The sequence below is a fragment of the Acinetobacter sp. YH12102 genome, assembly GCF_013419125.1.
GTDB lineage: Bacteria > Pseudomonadota > Gammaproteobacteria > Pseudomonadales > Moraxellaceae > Acinetobacter > Acinetobacter pseudolwoffii.
Map to the genome: position 1 here is coordinate 261,077 of NZ_VPAS01000001.1, position 19,377 is coordinate 280,453.

Genomic DNA, 19,377 nt, shown 5'->3' on the forward strand with positions numbered 1-19,377 from the left:
TACAGCGCCAAAAAGCCCGACTAAACTCGGGCTTTTTTTTATCTATTTTTTATTCAGACAGACGACGGTACATTAAAACAATAGAAAAAGCGTTCTAATTGCTTAGGTCGATTTCTCTATTTAAGTGGTCTAGATGATCTCGCTTAAAACAGTACAGATCTTGAATAACTCAGGATCAATGGACAACAGCTTCGCTTTAAATAAATCACCGATTGAAAACATTTAAAAGTGCTGATCTATTTTTGCAATTTGGCGCATTTTCCCTTAAAATATGCAACTTGCTGTAGTGATGCACGGCAGTCAAAGTTTTGAATTCTCATTACATTGATTTTTATCAAAATATATAAGCATCTCGGAGAAATCGAATGGCTTTAACTAACGCAGATCGCGCAGAGATCATTGCTAAATTCGCACGCGCTGAAAACGACACTGGTTCACCAGAAGTTCAAGTAGCTCTTTTGACTGCTCAAATCAATGACTTACAAGGTCACTTCAAAGAGCACAAACACGACCACCATAGCCGTCGCGGTCTAATCCGTATGGTTAACCAACGTCGTAAGCTGCTTGACTACCTAAATGGTAAAGACCACGGTCGTTATGTAGCATTGATCGGTGCTTTAGGTTTACGTCGTTAATTCGATTTAAACTTTATTTTCGGGTTATTGCATGCTTTGTGCTTTATTGCTGAAAACTAAAGTCGGTTTAGCTTTTGGCTAGGCCAGTGGAAGGGGCGAATGTTTCGCTCCTTCTTTGTGTTTAAAAATAGTATTTAATCTGGTGAGGTCGGCTTCTAAGCTTTGTCATTTGTTCGTCTATATGGTCGTGAATGCCAAACCTTAGGGGTCTCCACTAGAATAATTGTTCACAAGAACTAGGAAAAAATAAAACATGTCGATGTTTAATATTATTCGTAAAGAATTCCAATTCGGTCAACACAACGTGATTCTTGAAACAGGTCGCGTTGCACGTCAAGCAAACACTGTTGTGATTACCATGGGCGGCGTACAGGTTCTTGTTGCTGTTGTAGCGCAACCTAAAGCAAAAGCCGGTCAAGACTTCTTCCCATTGACTGTTAACTACCAAGAAAAGCAATATGCTGCAGGCCGTATCCCGGGTGGTTATGGTAAGCGTGAAGGCCGTCAGTCTGAAGCTGAAACTTTAATTTCACGTCTGATCGACCGTCCAATTCGTCCATTGTTCCCAGAAGGTTACTTCAACGAAATTCAAGTGACTGCAACAGTAATTTCATCTGACAAAACCATGGATGCTGACATTGCTGCAATGCTGGGTACTTCTGCTGCATTGTCGATTGCAGGTACGCCTTTCCGTGGTCCAATCGGCGGCGCTCGCGTTGGTTTGATCAACGGTGAATACATCCTGAACCCGAACCACGAACAGTTAAAAGAGTCTGATCTTGATCTGGTTGTTGCAGGTACTGAAGCTGCAGTATTGATGGTTGAATCTGAAGCGAAAGAACTTTCAGAAGACCAAATGCTGGGCGCTGTATTGTTCGGTCATGACGAAATGCAAATCGCGATTCAAGCGATCAAAGAATTTGCTGCAGCAGCTGGCGCAGTTGAGTCAACTTGGGTTGCTCCAAGCAAAAATGAAGCGCTTCTTGGTCAATTAAAAGATGCATTCGAAGCGAAAATCTCTGAAGCCTACACAATTGCTGTGAAACAAGACCGTTATGCGGCGCTTGATGCACTTCACGCAGAAGCAGTGGCACAGTTCGTTCCTGAAGAAGATGAAACAGGTATTGCTGACGAAGTAAACGAACTCTTCGAAGATCTTAAATACCGCACGGTTCGTGACAACATCTTGTCTGGTAAGCCACGTATTGATGGTCGTGATACTAAAACTGTTCGTGCAATCGATGTACAAGTGGGCGTATTAGGTCGTGCTCATGGTTCTGCATTGTTCACACGTGGTGAAACTCAGGCATTGGTTACAACAACTTTGGGTAATACCCGTGATGCGTTGATGGTTGATACTCTTGCAGGTACTAAAACTGACAACTTCATGCTTCACTACAACTTCCCTGCATACTCTGTAGGTGAAACTGGTCGTGAATCTGGTCCTAAGCGTCGTGAAATCGGTCACGGTCGTCTAGCGCGCCGTGGTGTTCAAGCGGTTCTTCCTGCAGCTGACCGCTTCCCGTACGTGATCCGTATCGTATCTGACATCACAGAATCGAACGGTTCATCTTCAATGGCTTCTGTATGTGGTGCTTCTCTATCACTTATGGATGCAGGTGTGCCACTTAAAGCACCAGTTGCGGGTATTGCAATGGGTCTAGTGAAAGAAGGCGAGCGTTTCGCAGTTCTTTCTGACATCCTGGGTGATGAAGATCATCTTGGCGACATGGACTTTAAAGTCGCAGGTTCTGCAAACGGTATTACTGCACTGCAAATGGACATCAAGATCGAAGGGATTACTGAAGAGATCATGGAGTCTGCATTGAACCAGGCTTATGCCGGTCGTATGCACATTCTTAATGAGATGAACCAAGTAATTTCACGCGCTCGTCCTGAAATTTCGATGCATGCACCAACATTCCAAGTGATCAACATCAACCCGGACAAAATCCGTGATGTAATCGGTAAAGGCGGCGCGACGATTCGTGCGATTACTGAAGAAACGAAAGCTGCAATCGATATCGAAGATAACGGTACAGTTCGCGTATTCGGTGAAACTAAAGCGGCAGCAGCTGCTGCAGTTGCGAAGATTCAAGCATTAACTGCTGAGATCGAACCAGGTACAATTTACGTGGGTAAAGTGATTCGTATCGTTGAATTCGGTGCGTTCGTGAATATTCTTCCGGGTACTGATGGTTTACTTCATATCTCTCAAATCTCGAACGAACGCATTGCGAACGTTGCAGATGTATTGAAAGAAGGTCAAGAAGTGAAGGTACAGGTTGCAGACGTTGACAACCGTGGCCGTATCAAATTGACCATGAAAGACATCGAACAAGTTTAATCATCTGAATATTCCCATGAGTTAGCTCATGGGAATGAAATATCAAAAGCCCTGAGCTTGATCAAAGTGCTTACTTTGGCTGTTCAGGGCTTTTTTTATGCTTCGGAAAATCTCCGCACATCTGGCCAAAATGTTTGAATCGCCCACAGGCTGTCAACGATTGTCGCACGATCTGAGTCTGTATTAAGCAGTTGATCTTAGGTCAGGGGATCGGCTTCAGAACTTTTTAGCAGACGATAAATTTCATCTTTCAATTTTAGCTTTTTACGCTTGATCGCTTCAATATCATTGTTGATATGATTGACCGGGTCGAGTTCAAGCTGACTAATTTTCCTGTCCAGCTCATTATGTTCCTCAAATAATTTGGCAAAGTATGGATTTTCCTCGCGAAGTTGCACAATCAAGTCGCGGTATTCGGGAAACATGTATTTCATTTTTTTATTACAATCTTTGGTTTTCATAGCGCTTTTTATACTCTAATCATCAAATTAAAAATAAATATGCCCTGACCTGCAGCGAAAGATGCAGATAGACAGAGCATCAAAGGACTTACTTAAAATGCAAATGTTTGACCTCGCGGCGTAACTCCTGCACTTCATCGATGAGGTCCAGCATCATCGCGACTGCGGTAAATGACGCATCAAAATCGCGTTGCAGGCGATAGGCGCGTTGTGCACGCGAAATATCCTCACCGAGGAAAGTGCTGGCTGGCGTGACAGGAGAACGATCGGGCAGAATTCCATGTTCAATCAATTGCATGACCCATTCCGGACTTTGTCCGCATGCTTCTGCGAAGTGGATGAGGTCAAATGAGTGATCGTCCATAATTTCTGACGGGGTATAGTCCTGTGAAAAGCTTTCTTGGTACTGAATTGTAGTCATGGCTCTACTCCTTAAACAGCCAAGTGTGCAAAATTGAGAGAATGAAAAGGTACTGAAGTAAAACGCTTTCTATTCTTCGGATATGCAGACTCAGAGTGATGACTCAAATGATCACGAGAAAAAAATCGGTATGTTCCGGTATTCAATGCATCAGGAACGCGCGAATAAGAGAAGGTGAAAGTGAACGCTGTTTTTATAGTTTTATGTTTTATTGACCGAGTGTGTTCAAACACTTTCCTGTGTTGAATATACGCTGCCCTATGAGGACAGCAAAGCAGACCTGATGACAGAATTAAACAAGGCTGAAGATTGATCATCATAAATGGATAAAAAATAACCGTCTTCGATCCATTATTATGACTTTAGCTGCGCCAAAACAGTTTTTATTTGTACCTTATTGTTTCAAAACATGACAAAGAAAAAGCCCCTGATACAGAGGCTTTGAAAATCTTTCTGAAATTAATGTTTTATCCAGGTTACACTGCGGCCAATTACTGAGACACCGACATAACCACGCAAGGTTAGACGTTTGCCATTGGCACTTAGGCGTGCTTTGCCTTTGTAAATTTTGCCACTGATCGGATCAAGCACTTTGCCGTCATGGTATTCACGTGGCTTTTTCGGATCTGCTTTAAAATCCCAGATAAACGGCAGGCCTATAAACGGTTTGTCTTTGAGCTGACCTGGACATTTATGACAGATGCCCATTTTCTCTGCGCCAGGCAAGCTACGTGTTGCGACAATTATTCCTTCATAGCTACCATCCGCTTTCTTACGAACTTCTACATCCGCACGAGAATAGCCTGATTGATCATCAATGGTTTTCCATTTACCCACTAACGGATCTTCATAGGCAAAGGCCAAGCTAGAAACCGCAGCCAAACTTATCCCCATCACTAGAGTGTTCAATAATTTTTTCATAACATACCTGTTAAATTTGATACTGTATTCATTTTAGAATTATTACTCTAATTTATTTTAAAAGCATAATTAAATCAATACTATAAAATGTGATTGTATTCTCATAATTTTTTTAAAACGATGATTATTTGGTCTTTGTTAATGTGAATAGTCTTATAATTTAAATGGGATTTTGAGGTGGGGTTTATCTGAGGATCTGATTCAGTGAATAGGCAGGTTTTCTACTGGAGGTAAATATGCTCTGTTGAGCTTCGTCATGTAAATTTTAAAACATAAAAAAGCACTCCTGAGGAATGCTTTTTTAAACTCATGCTTAGCACCGTTTAGCTTAGATGTTCACCACATAGACCTAAGGCCTCTTCGGCTGTAAAGGTATATTGGCTATTACAGAACTGACAATCCATTTTGATCGGATTCTGGAATTCCAGTGTTTCACGTATTGATTCTACGCCAATCTGTTGTAAGGCCACTGCACAGCGCTCTTTAGAGCAGGTACAGCCAAATTTCAAGGCTTCAGTTTCTGGCAAGCGCACTTCTTCTTCATTATATAAACGGTAAAGAATGTCAGTGGCTTGCAGGCCGATTAGTTCTTCAGTTTTCAAGGTTTCAGTGAGCATGGTCAGACGCGGCCATAAATCTTCATCAACACGGCGCTGTTCTTCTTCACTATTCCGTGGCAATAGCTGAATCAGTAAACCACCGGCGCGCTGATAGTCGCTTGCCAGTACAATGCGCGTTGGAATCTGTGCAGACAGGTCATAATACTGCATCAGACAGCCAGCCAGATTTTCTTTGTCCAGCGGCACAATACCTTGATAACGCTCACCAAATTCTGGTTCGATATTGATAAACAGCACTGGAGAAACCAGTGACTTTAAGATGGTGCTGCTATCTTCACCCACCAGAAAGTGCGGATCTTCTTCATAGTCCGCCAAAGCGCGAACTTCACCCAAGTGGTTGCATTCAGCCATTGCCCATTTAAATGTGCCCGATGCCTGAATTTGCAGGCTGATACGCCCTTTAATCTTCAAGGTGCTGGCAAGCAGTGCAGTCGCAGTGAGCATTTCACCCAACAGAATCTTGACCGCAGGTGCATAGTCACGTTGCGCTAAAATGGTTTGTAAAGCTTCTTCAAGATGCACCACTTCACCACGAACAGGGCTATCTTCAATAAAAAAGCGTTGGCGTAAATCAGACATAAAATTCTCCATAACCCTGCTTTAATGGTGTCATTATTGTAAAACACAAGTTATGACAGATCATCTCTTAACGCATCAATTCCTGCGCCGTTTGTATCCTGTTGCGGCTGTGTATCTGTTTTTTGAACTTTGTTGCGTTGATCCTCGGCAAACAGATGCTCCAGTTCAGCCAAACTGCTCCGCTGATGTTCATAACTTGCGTGTTGATCCGAATCCAGATGGTATTGACTGTTGAGTAATTTTTCATCATGTGCGCGGAAGTATTCAACCTGTTGCCGACTTTCTTCCGGAGCAGTATTCAACTGGCTTAACAAAGCCTCACTCATTTCCAGTGCTGAAAAGTAGTTTTCACGCCAGATTTTCTCTACACCTAAATCCTGTAACAGATGCACATGATGACGATCACGCGCGCGTACCCATAAACAAGTTTCAGGATAATTCAGCCGGATATACCGCACGATCAGCATCGAATCTTCAATATCATCAATGGCAATAATCACTTGCTGGGCCATCGCAATTCCTGCATGTGCCAAAGTTTCTGGCTCTGTCGCATCGGCCTGATAGAAAGGAATTTGATACTGCGCAAGCAGTTCAGTGGCTGGCACATTGCTGTCCATGACACTAAATGCATGCTGTTGTTGCAGTAAAATCCGGGCAATAATTTGTCCAAAGCGGCCAAATCCAATCAGCAAAATAGGGGGGCTGGCTTGAGGACTGGAATCGGTTTCGAAGGTGGCTGCCAGATGATTGTTTTGATCCAGACGCGGTAAAACCTGACTGTGTAATAACCAGTAAAATGCCGGGCTAAGTAATAATGAGAAACTCACCATCCAGAGCAAGGGAGACAGCAGATTGGCTGCGATGATCTGGTCGGATACCGCAATCACCAGCGCCAGCAAGGCAAACTCGCCACCTTGTGCCAGACTGGCTGCCAGCAGGGTACTATTGCGCCAGCTATTTTGATGATAACGCGCCAATGCCAAACTGATTGCAAACTTGACCAAGATCAAAGTAAAAGTGCCACCTAAAATGATCCAGAGGAAATTCAACAGATCGGGCAGTTGCAGTGACATACCCAGACTCATAAAAGCTAAGCCAATCAATAAGCCCTGAAAAGGCCGAATGGTGCTTTCTACCGCGGGCCGGAAATCTGAATCTGCCAGTAAAATCCCGGCAAATAAAGCGCCAAGAAACAGATTCAGTCCAAGCGTATTCATCAAGAGCAGCAGTGCCAAAGTTACCGCAATCGCCACAATCGTGTGCAGTTCGTGACTGCCACTTTTAGCAATCCAGCGATATAGTGGCTGCATCAGATAGCGATTACACAGGAACAAGCCGGTAAAAGTGGTGATCATTGCGGCAAAATAAGCCACTCCGTGTTCGGTCGAGGGAATTCCGCTAAATAAAGGAATGGCGGCAATCACAGGAATGGCCAGCAGGGCATGCAGCAGCAGGATTGAATAGGTCTGTTGACCATAGCTGGTGGCAAACTGTTCCTGATTGTGGAGTTGTTGAATCACCAAGGTCATGGCTGATAGACTGCCAGCAAGTCCAATCACAATACTGGCCAGCAGGCTTTGTTGTAGAAAAATCCAGGCCAGCAGGCTAAAAATCAAGGTGCTCATTAGTACCTGCAAAGCAGCCGTCATCCACAGAGATTGACTGATCTGGGCGATGCGTTGTGGTCTGAGTTGCAGCCCGATCCAGAACAGCAGTGCCAACAGGCTGACGTTCATGAAACTGTTCATCAGGTCTGGAGTCTGAATCAGATGCAAAATACCGGGACTTAAGATCAGTCCTGTTAACAGATAGCCCAGTACGCTTGGTAGTCTGAGCCTTTTACTCAGTGGCACTATTAAAAGTGCGACCACCAAAACCAGTGTTATTTGTAACAGTATCGACATTTTCCTGTCCTAAATTTTATGCTTGATCCAGACGTTGATGCGTATGTCCCGGACATGGACTCAGATGCAATTCTCTTAGCTGAGTTCTTGCGGGTCAATGTCCAGCGTCAGCTTCATGCTGGAAGGTTTGTCCTGCAGCATATTCTGCCACCAGCTGCGCACATAGTAATGCAAACGTGGACGATCTGCTGACAAAAGCACCATATGCGACTGATAGCGCCCAGCCTTACGTTCCATCGGCGCAGGAATGGGCCCCCAGATGTCCAGCGCCAGATCAGGATATTGCCTGAGGAATGCCGCATGTTTCTGTAAGAATTCGGTGTTTTGTGCCTGATCCTTGGATTCGCAGCGAATCAGGATGGCATAACGATAAGGCGGCATCTGGGCAATTTGCCGTTCCTTTAAGGTCTGCTGGGCAAACACACGATAATTTTCATTGACCAAGGTATTCAGCAGGGCATGATCCGGTCTGAGCGTCTGCAAATAGACATCGCCTTTGTGTTCACCACGTCCAGCCCGGCCTGCGACCTGAACGATCAGTTGTGCGGTACGTTCGGTGGCACGGAAATCCACACTGAGCAGACCGGAATCAATATCCAGAATCGCCACCAGCGTCACATAAGGAAAATGATGCCCTTTGGCCAGCATCTGGGTGCCGAGCAGAATCGCGGGTTCACTTTTTTGAATCTTGTCATAGATTTTTTGCCAGCTACCCACCCGGCTGGTGGAATCGCGATCGACCCGAATCACTTCATGATCTGGAAAAAGTTCATTCAGATGTTCTTCGACCTTGCCAGTGCCCATACCCAGTGTGACCAGTTCCTGATGCTGACACTGCGGACAGTGCTCCGGCATTCGGTGAATGGTGCCACAGTGATGGCAATGCAGATGCTGATAAGGCTGGCGATGCACAGTAAAATTGGCATCGCAGTGCGGACATTGTGCCTGCCAGCCACAACTGCCACAAAGCAGGACGGGGGCATAGCCACGGCGGTTTAAAAAGATCAGTACCTGTTCTTTTTTCTCCAGACGCTTTTTGATGTCCTGAATCAGTTGCAGACTGATGCCATGCTTTTTCTGTGCCACCTTTAAATCCAGAATATGGATTTTCGGCATTAAGGCTGTGCCGGCACGTTGATTCAGCTCCAGCACCTGCATTTTGCCATGTTCAACCAGCGCATAACTGTCGATACTTGGTGTCGCTGATCCCAGCAGCACTGGACATTGCTGTAAATGGCCGCGGTACAGCGCCACATCGCGGGCATGATAGCGGAAACCTTCCTGCTGCTTAAAAGACAAATCATGTTCTTCATCCAGAATGATCAGACCCAAATTCGGTATGGGGGTATAGATGGCGGAACGTGTGCCGAGGATGATTGAAGCTTTGCCAGTCTCTGCTGCCTGCCAGGCTTGCAGACGTTTTGTATCATTTAGGCCTGAATGCAATAGCGCGATATGACACTGAAAACGCGACTGGAAACGGCTAATCGTTTGCGGGGTCAGACCAATTTCCGGCACCAGCACCAAAACCTGCTTGCCCTGTTTCAGCACCTGTTGCATGATTTGTAGATAGACTTCGGTTTTACCACTGCCGGTCAGACCATCCAGTAAAAAAGCCTGATATTGATTGCGATACTTTAATACCTGATCAATGGCATGTTTCTGTTCAGGATTAGCGGTCAGCGGCATTTGCGCCAATTGCATCGGCTGTGGACTGAAATCTTGTGGCTCCAGCACACAGATACAAATCTCTTTTTTCTCCAGTGCTTTTAAGGTCGCAGTTTCAATTCCGGCCAAATTCAATACATTTTCAGTGGTGCCAACCGGATGCAGTTTTAAAATCCGGTAGGCTTCCTGCTGCTTTTCCGAACGGCGTATTTTAGCTTCAGCATCAGGGTTCAGAAGTTTCCAGGTGCGAGCCAGCAGGTTATAAGGCTTACCTTGGCGTAACAGCGTTGGCAGGGCACTGTGCACCACTTCACCCATCGGAAACTGATAATACTGTGCCGACCATGTCAACAAACTTAAAGCTTTAGGGTCTATGATGGCACGTTCATCCAGCAATTCAGTGACAGGCTTGAGTTTAAAACGTGGGTCGACCGGAGTATCTGCGGAGAGCTTTTCGATAATCACCCCTACCAGATTCTGTCGTCCAAAAGACACCAATACGCGTGCGCCGACCTGGGCCTGCTCAAATTGTTCTGCATTCATACTGTAATCAAAACAATCGAATACATGCACAGGTACAGCAACGCGTACGCGATAAAGTGGACTAGAATCGGTATGAGAATTTTGCATATCTGGCGCTGGATATCCTGAAGAAATTTCGTCGTGCTTAAAGTTCGATTATGGTAGAGTGAGCAGATAATTTATATCAAAGAATATGAATGATTTCGGTGGTCTGACGCAACAGCGTTAAGCAAAATTTTGGAAAATTAGAGCATTACAATGCCTGTATATCAGTTTATTGCGCTTGATGCTTCAGGAAAGCAGCAAAAAGGCGTGCTGGAGGGGGATTCTGCACGTCAGATCCGGCAACAGTTAAGGGATAAAGCACTTATTCCGGTCTCTGTTGATCCTGTCGAGAAAAAAGACAAACATGATCGGCGGAAATGGTTTGAAAAAAGCATTACCGCTTATGATCTGGCCTTAATGACCCGGCAATTATCTGTCCTGGTCGCCGCCGCGATTCCGCTGGAAGAAGCCATCCGCGCCGTCGGCAAGCAAAGCGAAAAAGTACATGTACAAAATCTGCTGATGTCGGTGCGTTCCAAGGTTCTGGAGGGGCATAGTCTGGCGCAGGGTCTGCAACAGTCCGGGCGGTTTCCAGAATTGTATATTGCCACCATTGCGGCCGGTGAACGTTCCGGGCATCTGGATCTGATTCTGGATCAATTGGCTGACTATACCGAAAACCGTTTTGCCATGCAGAAAAAAATTCAAGGCGCGATGGTCTATCCAATTATTTTGATGCTGATGTCTTTTGCCATCGTGATGGGGCTGATGACTTATGTGGTGCCAGATATCGTCAAGACTTTTGATCAAAGCAAAGATGCCTTACCGTGGATTACGGTCGCCTTGATGAAAGCCAGTGATTTTATTCGTATTGCGTGGCCATTTCTCTTGGTTGGCGGTTTCTTGGGCATCTCCCTGCTGATACGATTCTTAAGAACCACAGCCGGGCATTATGCCTTCGACCGTTTAACCCTGAAACTGCCTTTATTTGGAAAATTATCACGCGGGATTAATGCCGCACGTTTTGCCAGTACCTTATCCATTTTGACCCAGTCAGGCGTGCCTCTGGTCGATGCCCTACGGATTGGCGCTGCAGTCAGTAATAACTGGGTGATTCGTGATGCGGTCAATCTGGCAGCGGAAAAAGTCACCGAAGGCGGCAACCTGGCAACCCAGCTGGAGCGCAGTGGTTATTTTCCGCCGATGATGGTACAAATGATCAAAAGTGGCGAAGCCTCGGGCGAACTGGATCGCATGCTGGAGCGTGCATCACAGATGCAGGATCGGGAAGTCACCACGCTGATTTCGACTTTACTGGCCTTATTGGAACCTTTAATGCTGGTGCTAATGGCCAGTATTGTTTTGGTCATTGTGATTGCGGTGATGCTGCCAATTGTGAATATGAATAATATGATTTAAACAGAATCAAGTTAAAATTCCTGTGGTATTAAAATTAAATTGAATGTTGTGAATGATGCAAATGAATGAGAGAGATTGAATGAAAAGGAATCAATTAAATAAACAGACGGGCTTTACCTTAATCGAAGTGATGGTGGTGATTGTGATTCTCGGTGTGCTTGCTGCACTGATTGTACCGAACGTGATGGGACGCGGTGAAAAGGCCAAAGTGGATACCACTGTGATCAAGTTACAGAGTATTGCTGGTTCACTGGACCAATATAAGCTGGACAATGGCAAATATCCAAGCATGCAGGAAGGTGGTCTGGATGCACTGGTGAACCAGCCTGCGACTGCGAAAAACTGGTTGCCGGGCGGCTATGTCAAGGGCGGCTATCCTAAAGACAGTTGGGATAATGATCTGCAATATGTGATGCCGGGCACCAATGGTCGTACTTTTGATCTGTATTCATTCGGTGCAGATGGTCAGTCGGGTGGTGAAGGCACCGATGCTGATATTTATTATCAGCCTTGATTGAGAATCAATATAAACTCTCAATAGATGGAATATATCACTTCACTTAATAGATGTTTTCAATACTAAGTGAAGTGATAATAACGCTTAATTATAAATTATAATCTAAGTTTTTGATATTTATTGTAATTAATTAATGAGTTGTATATGCGAGTTATAATAAGAATTATTCCCATATTTATCTATTACAATTATCATAAAATATGAATAAATATAGACTTTCTATTTACCCAAAAAGGCTCATAATGATCTGAACGGCACTTGACGAGCCAACGGAGAAGAATATGAAAGCATTAATCTTAGGGGATGAAATAAACCAATTTCATTGGTCGATGCTGAAATCTGTTCTTTTGGTTTTAAGCATGTTACCGATTAGTCAGGGCATTCTGCATTTATGGCAGACTACCGAGGGTAGCAGCCAGATTATGGTAGGTTTTTTTGCCATCAGTTTGATGAGTTCATTATTTGCATTGTGCTTCTGGTCGGCATTGAAAGCCTCGGTATTGCAATTAAAACAACGGCAGATGTCTGTATTCGAAAATATGATGGTGCAAACTTACCGCTATCTTCCAATGTTATCCCTCGCCAGTATGATTTCTTATCTAGCAGTTCAGTTCTAAAATTTGAAATATAAAAAACCGAGGCATTGACCTCGGTTTTTTATTGCCTTGAGTGTCCGTCCCTTTCGTAAAGGGAGCTTAGGAGAGATTGATAAGATGTTATATCTAGTAATCCCCCTAAATCCCCTTTTGTAAAAGAGGGACTTGAAGAAATTATCTTCTCGACTTAAAGCTGACATCCACTTTACGGGGACGGAAGCGCCATCCCAAGAGCAAAAGTAAAACTGAAAAGATCATCACCGGCCAATCACTCAGTTTCATATAAGGTGTTTCGCCTTGCATGGCTGGAAGTTCACCCCGCAGTACCGCTTCCTGATCCATCGGGGCTTTTTTCACAATATGGCCATTGTGGTCAATAAAGGCGGTCACGCCGGTATTGGTGGCACGGATAAACCAGCGGCCATTTTCCTTGGCGCGCATTTGTACCATTTGTAGATGCTGCAAAGGTCCTGCCGTGCCGGTAAACCAGGCATCGTTCGAGACCGTAACTAAAAAGTCACTTTGACTGGCATTGCGGCGTGTCAGGTTTGGATAAGCAACCTCATAACAAATTGCGGAACCTAAAGGATGGTTTTTCACATTCAAGGGCTTTTGATTGTCCGCCCCACGGGTAAAGCCGCTCATAGAGGGATCATTCTGTAGACCTGGCAATACCCAGCTTAACCAGCCTGACAGCGGAATATATTCACCAAAGGGCACCAGGCGCTGCTTTTTATACAAACCCTCCGACTCATCACCCGTGGCCATAATGCTGTTGTAATATTTCGGATAACCCGCAGCTTGTGATTCTGGTAAGTCCCAATACGGAATGCCGGTGACCCATGCAGTACCGGATTTTTCAGCCTGTACTTTCATCGCTTCGAGAAAAGCTTCAATATCGGTCTGGAACATCGGAATCGAGGACTCTGGCCAGACAATCAGGTCACGGCCCCATTCGGTCTTGCTCAGATTGGCATAAATCAATAAAGTTTTTACCTGATATTCAGTCAGCCATTTCAGATCTTGCGGAATATTGCCCTGAATCAGAGAAACCGTAAGCGGCTTTTCATTCTTTGGTTGCACAAAACTCAATTGAGCCGCGCCCCAGGCACCGAATAGTAAAATTGCAGCAGGAACCGCCCAGAACAGACGTCGGTTCAGAATTTCGACCAGTGTACAGGCCAGAATAATCACGACAAAAGATACCCCAAACACCCCAAACAGAGGTGCATAGGCATCTAGGTAGCGTTCGGTAAAGGCATAGCCGGCAAACAACCACGGGAAACCGGTAAAGACCCAGGTTTTAGACCATTCAAACAGAACCCAAAGCGGGGCAAAGGTCAGAGGGGTTTCCGGGAAAAAGCGGCGATAGACAAAGGTTTGAACGGCGCTAAACAGGCCCATCACCAGTGCCATGATCAAGATCATTACAACACTGAGAAATGCACTGGTATCGCCGTAGACATGAATTGAGGTATACAGCCAGAATGCGCCCACAAACCATAGGCCAATTCCATAGGCCCAGCCAATTCCAAAGGCCTGTTTGGCACTACGTCCACGCAGGCAGGCATAGAGTAGTGCCGGAGACAGGATGGCCAGCCACCAGTAATGATAGGGAGCCAATGCCAAACTGAAGATAGCACCTGCAAATAAGGCAATTAAAACAGGATAGATCAGCGGCAACGGTTTTTGCTGTTGATCAGAACTCAACAGCTTGTCGAAATACGCTCTCATTGGCGCACGGCTCGAATTAGGTGAATAGAGCGTGAATCTGCTTCAAGAATGGTAAATTGCCAGTTTTCCAGTTCAATGGTCTGGCCTTCAAGATCGTTCACCAGACCAATTTCCTGTAATAACAAGCCACCCATGGTTTCCACTTCATCGTCAGAAAAATTCGCATCCAGCATATTATTGAAATGCTCAATCGGGGTCAGAGCTTGTACTATCCAGGTATTGGCGGTGTTTGGATCGTTATCCGGAACAATGAATTGTGCCTCTTCATCGGCATTGTCATGTTCATCTTCAATTTCACCAACAATTTCTTCCAGAATATCTTCCAGCGTGACCAGACCCGAGGTGGTGCCGTATTCATCAATCACCACGGCAATATGGGTCTGGGTGTTTTTCAGCATCCGCAGCACCTGATCGGAACGGGCGCTCTCTGGTACAAATAAGGGTTGACGCATCAGTGCGCGAATATCGACTTTGGAGGTTGGTTCGGTCAGAAAAGGCAATAAATCCTTGGCCAATAGAATGCCGACCACATTATCGGTTTGATCGGAGGAAAAGACCAGAAAACGCGAATGCGCAGATTCGACCAACACATGCAGGATATCCAGCAGTTGGTCATCTTCCTGTAAGCTGATCATCGACGTGCGAGGCGTCATGACTTCGCGAATTTTGGTTGCCGGAAGGTCAAGTACACCTTCAAGCATGGCAACAGTATCGGGTTCTAAAAATCGACGTGAATCTTGTACTAATTTTAGCAGTTCGTCGCGAGTTTCGGGTGCAGTTCCCAGCCATTTACGTAAGCCGCGCATACCCCACGACGGGCCTGATTCCTCGTGCATGATTTTTCCTGAAGACTCTTAATATCTAAAAAAACGTGGTTTTATCATACCGCAGAAAATACGCTTGTCTATTGTAAATATGATGTGCAGGCATGATCGTATCAGTCAGGGCTGCGTTTAGTCGTGTGTACTTTGGCAAAGCCGCAATGCCCGAGCGGGATTATGCTAAAATATTTTCAGTCTTCCACTCTTGAGTCTATCGATGCCCCCAACTGAAATTATCCCAAGCCTGCAATTAAATACCCGAGGTTTACGCTGTCCTGAGCCAGTCATGATGTTGCATCAGGCCATTCGTAAATCTAAAGCCGGTGATGTGGTTGAGGTGTTTGCTACCGATAATTCAACCTCTTGGGATATTCCAAAATTTTGCATGCACTTGGGACATGAATTGCTGTTGCAGGAAGAGTGTCTGGATGAAAACGGCAATAAAGAATTTCATTATCTGGTGAAAAAGGGCGGCTAAATTGGCCGAATTTTTTTTGAAATTTATGATCTGATAAGAGTTCCTATTCGATCTTAAAAATAATATTATCGCCATTCTCCAGAAAATAAACCCGCTTTCGAGCGGGTTTATTTTGTTCTCATGAGAGCTTAAATATTCGGATATGAGAACTTGCGGAATATATTCCTCATTCGCAAGATTACCCTAACATTACATGTTAGGGTATGAGCTCGCGCAAGGACTAGCCGAATTACATATTCGGATACTAATTACATGTTAGGGTAATTAGGACCACCGCCACCTTCCGGTGTTACCCAGGTGATGTTCTGAGATGGGTCTTTAATGTCACAGGTCTTGCAGTGTACACAGTTGGCTGCATTGATCTGGAAACGTTTTGAACCGTCATTATTTTCCATGATTTCATAGACACCCGCCGGGCAGTAACGCTGCGCCGGTTCATCCCATTTAGGCAGGTTTACTTCAACCGGAATAGAGGCATCGGTCAGCTTTAAATGCGCAGGCTGGTTTTCTTCATGCACGGTATTCGATACAAATACAGAAGATAAACGGTCAAAAGTCAGCTTGCCATCCGGTTTTGGATAGTTTGGCTTGAAGCTTTCAGCGGCTTGGGTTTTCAGTGCAGCATGGTCTTGCACCAGATCATGCAGGGTAAATGGTACTTTGAACACGTTCTGGTCGATAAAGTTAAATGCACCACCCATCCATTGACCGAACTTGTGCATCGCCGGGCCAAAGTTACGTGAATTGTATAACTCTTCTTTGAGCCAGCTGTTGTTGAACTTGTCGGTATAAGCGGTGAGTTCCTTAACAAAGAAATCGTCACCCTCAACCACACGTGCAATAGCCAGATCACCGCCTTTTTCCACACCAGCCGCAATCGCTTCAAATACCGCTTCACCGCAGAGCATGCCGGATTTCATTGCGGTATGTGAGCCTTTGATTTTGGCAAAGTTCAGGAAGCCGGCATCATCACCAATGAGTGAGCCACCCGGGAAAGTGAACTTCGGTAACGAGTTAAAGCCACCTTTGGTCACGGCACGGGCGCCATAAGAAATACGCTTGCCGCCTTCTAAATACTGCTTGATTAAAGGGTGGGTTTTCCAGCGCTGCATTTCCATGAATGGATACATATGCGGGTTGGTGTAGGACAGATCCACGATCATACCCAAAGTCACCTGATTGTTTTCAGCGTGATACAGCCACCAGCCGCCTGAAGAACCGGTTTCATTCAATGGCCAGCCGGCGCCGTGCATCACCAGACCCGGTTTGTGCTTGGCAGGATCAATCTCCCAGAGTTCTTTAATGCCGATCCCGTAATGCTGTGGATCTGCATCTTTGGCCAGATTGAATTGTTCAATCAGACGTTTACCGAGGTGACCACGACAGCCTTCAGCAAAAATCGTATATTTGGCATGCAGTTCATAACCCGGAGTAAAGTTATGCGTCGGTTCGCCATCTTTACCAATGCCCATGTCACCGGTCTGGATGCCTTTTACCGTACCATCTGCATGATACAGAATGTCTGAGGCGGCAAAGCCCGGGAAGATTGAAACTTCCAGTTCTTCTGCTTTTTGGCCTAACCAGCGCACCACATTGCCGAGCGAGATGACGTAGTTGCCATCATTGTGCATGGTTTTTGGCACCATCCAGTGTGGTGCTTCTTGTGATTTTTCATCTGAAAGCAGGAAGAAGGTTTTATCTTCAGTCACCGGCACATTGAGCGGCGCGCCTTGTTCTTTCCAGTCCGGGAACAATTCATTGATGGCACGCGGTTCTAGCACAGCACCAGACAGAATATGTGCGCCAACTTCGGAGCCTTTTTCTACGACACAAACGGACAAATCATTTAAGTTGTTTTCAATTGCAAGTTGACGGATTTTGATCGCAGCAGATAGACCCGCAGGGCCTGCGCCGACGATGACGACGTCAAACTCCATCGATTCACGTTCGATGTGTTCCATGTAGGACTCCTCATATTACTATTCGGTGGCAACCATAATCGGATGATTGGGTGCTGCCATAAGTGTTCTTGGTTCCTAGACACAAAAATACTGGTGTCTTTGATAATCTGGGCTAGTATAGTTTTAAACCGAGTTTTAGCCAATTGGCTGAAACATATTATTTTTCCGTCATTAAGGTCTTCTTTTATGGATAAGCCAGTACCCAGCAAACATCTGACGAAAAAAGTAACTTCTCCTGATGATAAAAATTTAATGGATATCGCGCAATACTTAAAAGATGCACAGGGCGGTCACAAAAGGTCAATTCCTCCTTTGGAGCAATGGCAGCCAAAGCATTGTGGCACAATGGATCTGAAGGTTTTGGCCAATGGAGAATGGTGGCACGAAGGTCAATTGATCAAACGCCAAGCCATGATTGACCTGTTTGCAACCGTCCTTTGGAAAGAGCAGGGAAAATTCTACCTAAAAACACCGGTAGAAATGATTGAAATTGAAGTGGAAGATGAACCTTTATTGGTCAATCAGGTCGATCAGGTCGAGATTAATGGACTGAGCTATTTGCAACTGGGCACCACAACCCAAGACCTGATTATTGTGGATGCTGAACATCCGATCTTTATGCGTGAATATAAAGATGAGTTGCGACCTTATGTGCATGTACGTTTTGGAATCAATGCCCTGATCCAGCGTGCCGCATTTTTGCATCTGGTCGAGATGGGAGAGCTTGATGAAAATCCGGCAGGTGAAGCCGTTTTAAGTTTGAAAAGTGGCGATTTAGACTTGCATTTGAGCACCTGAGGTTTAAGCTTGGTCGCTAGAGTTTTTGACACCGCAATTCAGACCGTTATGAGCGCCATTCAACCCATTTCCCCGCTATTAGACCCGATGCCCAACGCAACAGCAGATGCACCGATTGGTATTTTTGACTCGGGCGTAGGCGGCTTGTCGGTGGCTCTGGAAATTGCCCGCCATCTGCCGAATGAACGCTTTGTCTATTATGCCGATACTGCACATGTGCCTTATGGCCCGAGAGATGATCAGGAAATCCGTAGCCTGACTGCTCAGGCGATTGAATGGCTGTATCGTCAGGGCTGTAAAGTGGCAGTCGTGGCTTGTAATACGGCCTCTGCCTTTAGTCTGGATTATTTGCGTGACTATTATGGCGAGAACTTTCCAATTATCGGTTTGGTGCCAGCACTTAAACCTGCAGTCTTGAATACCCAGTCGAAAACAGTTGCGGTCTTGGCAACACCGGCCACTTTTCGCGGGCAACTGATTAAAGATGTGATCTCCCGTTTTGCCGAACCCGCTCAGGTTAAAGTCCTGCCTGTGACCAGTCTAGAACTGGTACCTTTTGTTGAGGCTGGAGAGCAGATGAGTGAAGCCTGTTTACAGATATTAATAGGGATTTTACAACCAGTTGTGGATCAAGGCGCTGATTATTTAGTACTGGGATGTACGCATTACCCCTTCCTAAAAGCGTCAATTCAGTATATTTTTGGTCAAAAGCTGACATTAATTGACTCAGGATTCGCAGTTGCGAGACAAACGGCCCGAATTTTAATTAAAAATGAGTTATTATTTGAGCATGAGCGTAAAGAAAGCGTGAAAATTGAATTGGTGGTGAGTGGGCAGAATGCTGAACAGCTCCGGCCGGTTTTGCAGCACCTGATTCCTGCCGGTTTAAAATGGCAGATCAGTAATATGAGTGCAGTTTAAAACTCATTT

Annotated in this window: 17 protein-coding genes; 8 read left to right on the plus strand and 9 right to left on the minus strand. The window is 45.2% G+C overall.

The annotated features are described in order from the left end of the window. Positions 1-365: 365 nt before the first annotated feature. Positions 366-635 carry a 30S ribosomal protein S15 gene (gene rpsO / locus FTU42_RS01220; RefSeq protein WP_004637724.1) on the plus strand — a complete coding sequence of 90 codons (270 nt, stop codon included), beginning with the start codon at positions 366-368 and terminating at the stop codon, positions 633-635. A 259-nt stretch (positions 636-894) separates the two neighbouring features. Continuing rightward, positions 895-2,982, plus strand: a complete 2,088-nt coding sequence (pnp, locus tag FTU42_RS01225) for a polyribonucleotide nucleotidyltransferase (protein ID WP_171063368.1) — start codon at positions 895-897, stop codon at positions 2,980-2,982. Between the two features lie 197 nt (positions 2,983-3,179). On the opposite strand, the gene FTU42_RS01230 is transcribed toward pnp, so the two are convergent. The 6 genes from FTU42_RS01230 to FTU42_RS01255 all read right to left on the minus strand — a co-directional run bounded on the left by FTU42_RS01230 (position 3,180) and on the right by FTU42_RS01255 (position 10,186). Next, the gene (locus tag FTU42_RS01230; RefSeq protein WP_005095339.1) at positions 3,180-3,443 is read right to left on the minus strand and encodes a YdcH family protein; all 264 of its coding nucleotides are present in this window, start codon (positions 3,441-3,443) and stop codon (positions 3,180-3,182) included. Positions 3,444-3,531: 88 nt separating this feature from the next. Further along, positions 3,532-3,864: a chaperone modulator CbpM gene (locus FTU42_RS01235; protein WP_005095341.1), complete on the minus strand. Its 333-nt coding sequence runs from the start codon at positions 3,862-3,864 to the stop codon at positions 3,532-3,534. 459 nt (positions 3,865-4,323) lie between these two features. Then, positions 4,324-4,785 carry a DUF2147 domain-containing protein gene (locus tag FTU42_RS01240; protein ID WP_005095344.1) on the minus strand — a complete coding sequence of 154 codons (462 nt, stop codon included), beginning with the start codon at positions 4,783-4,785 and terminating at the stop codon, positions 4,324-4,326. A 323-nt stretch (positions 4,786-5,108) separates the two neighbouring features. Next, a complete protein-coding gene (locus FTU42_RS01245) occupies positions 5,109-5,984 on the minus strand; it encodes an Hsp33 family molecular chaperone HslO (RefSeq protein WP_180082913.1) in 876 nt (291 codons plus the stop codon). Positions 5,985-6,034: 50 nt separating this feature from the next. Continuing rightward, positions 6,035-7,888, minus strand: a complete 1,854-nt coding sequence (locus FTU42_RS01250; RefSeq protein ID WP_180082914.1) for a cation:proton antiporter — start codon at positions 7,886-7,888, stop codon at positions 6,035-6,037. 75 nt (positions 7,889-7,963) lie between these two features. Then, positions 7,964-10,186 carry a primosomal protein N' gene (locus FTU42_RS01255; protein ID WP_159138690.1) on the minus strand — a complete coding sequence of 741 codons (2,223 nt, stop codon included), beginning with the start codon at positions 10,184-10,186 and terminating at the stop codon, positions 7,964-7,966. A 150-nt stretch (positions 10,187-10,336) separates the two neighbouring features. Here FTU42_RS01255 and gspF point away from each other — a divergent pair, with 150 nt between their 5' ends. From gspF to FTU42_RS01270, 3 genes are all read left to right on the plus strand, one after another. Then, positions 10,337-11,542 (plus strand): type II secretion system inner membrane protein GspF, encoded by a 1,206-nt coding sequence (gene gspF, locus FTU42_RS01260; protein WP_180082915.1) that lies wholly within the window; start codon positions 10,337-10,339, stop codon positions 11,540-11,542. Between the two features lie 79 nt (positions 11,543-11,621). Next, the gene (gene gspG / locus FTU42_RS01265) at positions 11,622-12,056 is read left to right on the plus strand and encodes a type II secretion system major pseudopilin GspG (RefSeq protein WP_005095357.1); all 435 of its coding nucleotides are present in this window, start codon (positions 11,622-11,624) and stop codon (positions 12,054-12,056) included. A 284-nt stretch (positions 12,057-12,340) separates the two neighbouring features. Continuing rightward, positions 12,341-12,676, plus strand: a complete 336-nt coding sequence (locus tag FTU42_RS01270) for a hypothetical protein (protein ID WP_005095358.1) — start codon at positions 12,341-12,343, stop codon at positions 12,674-12,676. A gap of 153 nt (positions 12,677-12,829) precedes the next feature. On the opposite strand, the gene lnt is transcribed toward FTU42_RS01270, so the two are convergent. Together lnt and FTU42_RS01280 are read right to left on the minus strand one after the other, a co-directional pair. Next, complete coding sequence (lnt, locus tag FTU42_RS01275; protein WP_159138691.1) at positions 12,830-14,389, minus strand: apolipoprotein N-acyltransferase; 1,560 nt, start codon at positions 14,387-14,389, stop codon at positions 12,830-12,832. Continuing rightward, a complete protein-coding gene (locus FTU42_RS01280) occupies positions 14,386-15,225 on the minus strand; it encodes an HlyC/CorC family transporter (protein WP_218949790.1) in 840 nt (279 codons plus the stop codon). Before FTU42_RS01280 ends, lnt begins: the two co-directional genes overlap by 4 nt. A gap of 202 nt (positions 15,226-15,427) precedes the next feature. On the opposite strand from FTU42_RS01280, the gene tusA reads away from it, so the two are divergent. Next, the gene (tusA, locus tag FTU42_RS01285; RefSeq protein WP_100329307.1) at positions 15,428-15,688 is read left to right on the plus strand and encodes a sulfurtransferase TusA; all 261 of its coding nucleotides are present in this window, start codon (positions 15,428-15,430) and stop codon (positions 15,686-15,688) included. A 248-nt stretch (positions 15,689-15,936) separates the two neighbouring features. Here the strand turns inward: tusA and FTU42_RS01290 are convergent, their stop codons facing one another. After that, positions 15,937-17,649, minus strand: a complete 1,713-nt coding sequence (locus FTU42_RS01290) for an electron transfer flavoprotein-ubiquinone oxidoreductase (protein ID WP_005095364.1) — start codon at positions 17,647-17,649, stop codon at positions 15,937-15,939. Positions 17,650-17,835: 186 nt separating this feature from the next. On the opposite strand from FTU42_RS01290, the gene FTU42_RS01295 reads away from it, so the two are divergent. Next, positions 17,836-18,447, plus strand: coding sequence for a DUF1285 domain-containing protein (locus FTU42_RS01295; protein ID WP_005095365.1), 612 nt, complete (start codon positions 17,836-17,838; stop codon positions 18,445-18,447). A 48-nt stretch (positions 18,448-18,495) separates the two neighbouring features. Next, positions 18,496-19,368, plus strand: coding sequence for a glutamate racemase (gene murI, locus FTU42_RS01300; RefSeq protein WP_180074974.1), 873 nt, complete (start codon positions 18,496-18,498; stop codon positions 19,366-19,368). Positions 19,369-19,377 lie beyond the last annotated feature (9 nt).

Excerpts from the sequence above, each read along its gene's own strand:
- FTU42_RS01295 (WP_005095365.1), top strand. The coding sequence starts at position 17,836 with ATGGATAAGCCAGTACCCAGCAAACATCTGACGAAAAAAGTAACTTCT.
- gspF (WP_180082915.1), top strand. The coding sequence starts at position 10,337 with ATGCCTGTATATCAGTTTATTGCGCTTGATGCTTCAGGAAAGCAGCAA.
- FTU42_RS01250 (WP_180082914.1), bottom strand. The coding sequence starts at position 7,888 with ATGTCGATACTGTTACAAATAACACTGGTTTTGGTGGTCGCACTTTTA.
- FTU42_RS01270 (WP_005095358.1), top strand. The coding sequence starts at position 12,341 with ATGAAAGCATTAATCTTAGGGGATGAAATAAACCAATTTCATTGGTCG.
- FTU42_RS01255 (WP_159138690.1), bottom strand. The coding sequence starts at position 10,186 with ATGCAAAATTCTCATACCGATTCTAGTCCACTTTATCGCGTACGCGTT.
- rpsO (WP_004637724.1), top strand. The coding sequence starts at position 366 with ATGGCTTTAACTAACGCAGATCGCGCAGAGATCATTGCTAAATTCGCA.
- tusA (WP_100329307.1), top strand. The coding sequence starts at position 15,428 with ATGCCCCCAACTGAAATTATCCCAAGCCTGCAATTAAATACCCGAGGT.
- FTU42_RS01230 (WP_005095339.1), bottom strand. The coding sequence starts at position 3,443 with ATGAAAACCAAAGATTGTAATAAAAAAATGAAATACATGTTTCCCGAA.
- FTU42_RS01240 (WP_005095344.1), bottom strand. The coding sequence starts at position 4,785 with ATGAAAAAATTATTGAACACTCTAGTGATGGGGATAAGTTTGGCTGCG.
- FTU42_RS01280 (WP_218949790.1), bottom strand. The coding sequence starts at position 15,225 with ATGCACGAGGAATCAGGCCCGTCGTGGGGTATGCGCGGCTTACGTAAA.
- FTU42_RS01235 (WP_005095341.1), bottom strand. The coding sequence starts at position 3,864 with ATGACTACAATTCAGTACCAAGAAAGCTTTTCACAGGACTATACCCCG.
- lnt (WP_159138691.1), bottom strand. The coding sequence starts at position 14,389 with ATGAGAGCGTATTTCGACAAGCTGTTGAGTTCTGATCAACAGCAAAAA.
- pnp (WP_171063368.1), top strand. The coding sequence starts at position 895 with ATGTTTAATATTATTCGTAAAGAATTCCAATTCGGTCAACACAACGTG.
- FTU42_RS01290 (WP_005095364.1), bottom strand. The coding sequence starts at position 17,649 with ATGGAACACATCGAACGTGAATCGATGGAGTTTGACGTCGTCATCGTC.
- FTU42_RS01245 (WP_180082913.1), bottom strand. The coding sequence starts at position 5,984 with ATGTCTGATTTACGCCAACGCTTTTTTATTGAAGATAGCCCTGTTCGT.
- gspG (WP_005095357.1), top strand. The coding sequence starts at position 11,622 with ATGAAAAGGAATCAATTAAATAAACAGACGGGCTTTACCTTAATCGAA.
- murI (WP_180074974.1), top strand. The coding sequence starts at position 18,496 with ATGAGCGCCATTCAACCCATTTCCCCGCTATTAGACCCGATGCCCAAC.